The organism is Drouetiella sp. (genome assembly GCF_059504425.1).
Window position 1 is genome coordinate 1 of record NZ_JCACIN010000038.1, and the last position, 4,029, is coordinate 4,029.

At 48.3% G+C, this 4,029-nt stretch carries 4 protein-coding genes; all 4 read left to right on the top strand.

The genetic code is table 11. From position 1 onward, the window contains the following. Positions 1-34: 34 nt before the first annotated feature. The 4 genes from AC5JMP_RS08540 (at position 35) to AC5JMP_RS08555 (ending at position 3,809) form a co-directional block, all read left to right on the top strand. The gene (locus tag AC5JMP_RS08540; protein ID WP_495851026.1) at positions 35-676 is read left to right on the top strand and encodes a glutathione S-transferase family protein; all 642 of its coding nucleotides are present in this window, start codon (positions 35-37) and stop codon (positions 674-676) included. 139 nt (positions 677-815) lie between these two features. Beyond that, entirely contained in the window at positions 816-1,913 is a 1,098-nt protein-coding gene (locus AC5JMP_RS08545; protein ID WP_495851027.1) for an ABC exporter membrane fusion protein, read from the top strand. Between the two features lie 9 nt (positions 1,914-1,922). Further along, positions 1,923-3,095: an ABC transporter permease DevC gene (gene devC, locus AC5JMP_RS08550; protein WP_495851028.1), complete on the top strand. Its 1,173-nt coding sequence runs from the start codon at positions 1,923-1,925 to the stop codon at positions 3,093-3,095. Between the two features lie 9 nt (positions 3,096-3,104). After that, positions 3,105-3,809, top strand: coding sequence for a DevA family ABC transporter ATP-binding protein (locus AC5JMP_RS08555; protein WP_495851029.1), 705 nt, complete (start codon positions 3,105-3,107; stop codon positions 3,807-3,809). Positions 3,810-4,029 lie beyond the last annotated feature (220 nt).

Here is a 4,029-nt window from a genome sequence, read left to right on the forward strand (position 1 = left end):
ACGGCTTCAAGCACCTTAAAGCAGAAGCCGGAAGATGTCAAATGGGTTCTATAGTTACCCGCTCTCCCCGTTTGCTGCGCGCGTGCGGTTATCGATTTACCGCAAAGGTCTGAACGTCGATATTGTCTCACCAGAAGGCGGACTGAAAAGCCATGATTATTTGACGTTGAACCCGATGGGACAGGTGCCAACTCTAGTGTTGGACTCTGGTGTTGCAATCCCAGAATCAGCAACGATCCTTGAATATTTGGAAGATGCTTTCCCAACGCCATCTTTGCGTCCGATCGATGCTCAAGCTCTCGCCCGCGCCCGGTTGTTCCTTCGTCTCCCAGATTTTCATCTTCGACCCGCCATCTTTATCTTGAGGGATATGCGAGATCCCACCAAACGCAATGAGGAAGTGGTTAAAACGCAATTTGAAATCCTTGATCAAGGCTTGTCCTATATCGAACATTACCTGAGCGGTGATACTTGGGCTGTGGGTGATCGACCGTCTATTGCCGATTGTGCCCTCGTCCCTGTGCTCAATATAGTCAACTTGATGGAGTCAATCTTTGGACAACCGGATTTGATCAGCAAGTATCGCAAGCTTGGAGCCTATTGGCAGGCGGCTCAGTCCGACGAAATCAACGCCAAAGTGATTGCTGAACAACTAGCTGCCGTACCGAAAGCCTAAGCTCCAGGTCAAGGCAGTCTATCCGCGAACATCTCTCTTTTTGGAGTCTATGGACAACATCAGTTTGAAAGGCAAATGGCGTTCTCCTACGCTTTTAATCAGAGTGGGGATGGGTACTGCATTAATAATGAGTGGTGCTGTGGCATATCATTGGTTGAGCGATCGCCCTCCGACACACCCTATTGCCGTTGCTGCCCCCAGAATCGATCAGGTGTCTGCTCTCGGTCGCTTGGAGCCAGAGGGCGAAGTGATTCAGGTTTTTGCACCCACGTCTTCAGATGGTGCACGGGTTGAAATCCTTAAAGTGAGTCACGGTCAACGGATTCGGAAAGGAGATGTGATTGCACTTCTAGATACCTATGAGCGGCGGCAGGCGGCTTTGCAGGAGGCACAAGAGCAGTTGATGGTTGCCCAAGCTCGGTTAGGGCAGGTAGAAGCAGGTGCAAAGTCGGGGGAAATTCGGGCGCAGGCGCGAGTCGTCGATCGCCAACAGGTAGAACTACAAACTGAAACCACTGCTCAGGAAGCTACGATCGCCCGTCTGCAAGCAGAACTTCGCAATGCCGAACTCGAAGCTCGGCGTTATCAAGCACTTTATGCTGAAGGAGCCGTTTCTGCTTCGTTGCGCGATGGTAAGCAATTAACTGCGGATACGGTGCGGCAACAGTTAAACGAGGCGCAGGCGAATTTAAGCCGGATTCAGCGATCGCGGCAGAAGCAGGTGGCTGAAGCACAAGCGACGCTGGATCAAGTTGCAGAGGTGCGTCCGGTCGATGTAAATGTGGTGCGGTCGCAGGTGGCTGAAGCACAAGCGAGTGTAGCGCGGGCACAGGCGGAATTGAACTTGGCAACAGTGCGATCGCCTCAAGATGGACAAGTGCTTAAAATCCATACTCGCCCTGGAGAGTTAGTTGGCGCTCAAGGCATCATTAGCCTGGGACAGACCCAGAAAATGGTGGCAGTGGCAGAAGTGTATGAGTTGGATGTCAGCCGCATTCGGGCAGGGCAGACTGCAACTGTGACCAGTAAGAACAACGCTTTTCCAGATGTGCTGCATGGCAAGGTTATAGAAGTCGGACTAGAGATTAGTAAGCAAGATGTGTTGAACACCGATCCGGCGGCTCAGTTTGATGCGCGGGTCGTGGAAGTGAAAGTGCTATTGGATGAGCCATCTAGCCGTAGGGTTTCGGGTTTAACAAATTTGAGTGTTCAAGTTTCACTGGATATCAAATCCTGAGCAAATTGCATGACTAAAATGACGCAGAAAAAGAAACCACTATTTCTATCGTGGCTACAGTTACGGAAAGAGCGGGCACGTTTGATCGTGGCGATCGCCGGCATTGGCTTTGCCGATGTGCTGATGTTTCTGCAAATGGGCTTTCGAGGTGCATTGTTTAGTAGCGCGGTGGAGTTTCACAATAGCCTGAACGGTGAAATTGTCATGTTGAGTGGGCGATCGCGATCGCTCATTTCTCTAGACCGCTTTACTGAGCGCCGACTCCATCAAGCAGCAGGCGTAACAGGTGTTGCATCGGTCAGCCCGATCTATCTGAATGCGATTCAGTGGCGTAATCCCGAAGACAAAGAAATTTGGGACATTTACGCGATCGGCATTAATCCAGAACATCAAGTCTTGAATACTTCGGGTGTAGAAGCCAATCGTGAGAAACTGCGCGAACCAGATACGGTTCTGTTTAATTCAAGCTCTCGTAAAGAATTTGGAGCGATTGCTCAACGATTTGCAGTGGGAGAGTCAATCACCACCGAAATCAATGAACGCCAAGTTCAAATCCGGGGATTGTTCAAACTCAGCCCAACGTTTGGCATCAATGCCTACTTGGTAACGAGCGATATTAACTTTCTACGCATGGCTAATTTTCGCCAAAGTGGACTGATTGATGTCGGAGTGATAAAACTTAAACCGGGTGCAGATGTTCAAGCAGTTTTAGCAGAGATGCGATTGCGTTTGCCCAACGATGTCAAAGTCATGACGCGAGATGACTATGCGAGAGCAGAAGTTGCTTTTTGGAATGCCAGCACTCCTGTAGGCTATACCTTTGATTTAGGTGTAGTGATTGCCTTTATTGTCGGTGCTGTTATTGTCTATCAGATTCTCTACAGCGATATAACAGACCATTTGCCCGAATATGCCACGCTTAAAGCGATGGGCTTTCGCGATCGCTATCTACTGATTGTCGTGTTTCAAGAGTCTCTAATTCTGGCTGCGCTGGGGTTCATTCCGGGGACTGCGATCGCCCTAGGCATCTATCGCGTTACTAATCTCGTCACGATGCTACCAATGGCGATGGATCTAGGACGAGTTATATTTGTTTTTGTCCTCACGGTAGTCATGAGTTCAGTCTCTGCGACGATGGCGGTACGGAAGTTGCAAACTGCTGATCCTGCGGATATTTTTTAGGAGTCAAGCATGTCCCAATCAGTTGCCATCTCCATTGCCAATCTCAATCATTACTATGGACAAGACTCATTGCGGAAACAAGTTCTGTTTGACATTAATCTGCAAATCGAGCACGGTGAAATCGTTATTATGACAGGACCGTCGGGTTCCGGCAAGACAACATTGCTAACACTAATGGGGAGCCTTCGCTCAATCCAGGAGGGAAGTTTAAGCATTTTAGGATCTGAGTTGTTTAATGCCAGAAAAGAACGGTTGACTCTTGCTCGTCGTGATATCGGTTATATTTTTCAAGCACACAATCTACTGAACTTTCTCACGGCTTATCAGAATGTCGAGATGGCTTTAGAAATTCAGGAAGTAACTGCGATAGAATCTGATGCGCGCATTCGGAATGTCCTAACCGCAGTGGGATTAGAAGCTCGAATGGACTACTATCCGAGTAATTTGTCGGGTGGACAAAAACAGAGAGTTGCGATCTCCCGTGCTTTGGTCAGTCAGCCTAAAATTATTTTGGCAGATGAACCAACGGCAGCACTGGATAAAAAATCAGGACGAGATGTGGTGGAAATTATGGAGAAACTTGCCAGAGATCAAGGTTGTACTATCTTGATGGTGACTCACGACAATCGGATTCTAGATCTTGCCGATCGTGTTATCTACATGGAGGACGGACACTTGATGAATCCTTCTAATGTGAACAATCTCGCCAAGTAGGTTTTTCATTTCTTAGGCAATAGTTATTTGCCAGCAGCCCAACAATTGGGGTTTAAGTAGCAGCGGAACAGAAAGTCACGTTAAGGCTAAAACGCCTATGGAGTATACGTTCTAGAAATGGCTTTTTAGTCTTAATGAGACGTACCCTTAGTGGTGCAAAAAAGCCTTGAGAGACTGACTGGGCAGGGGTTTAGAGAAAATTGATAGAAAAGAGGGCGAG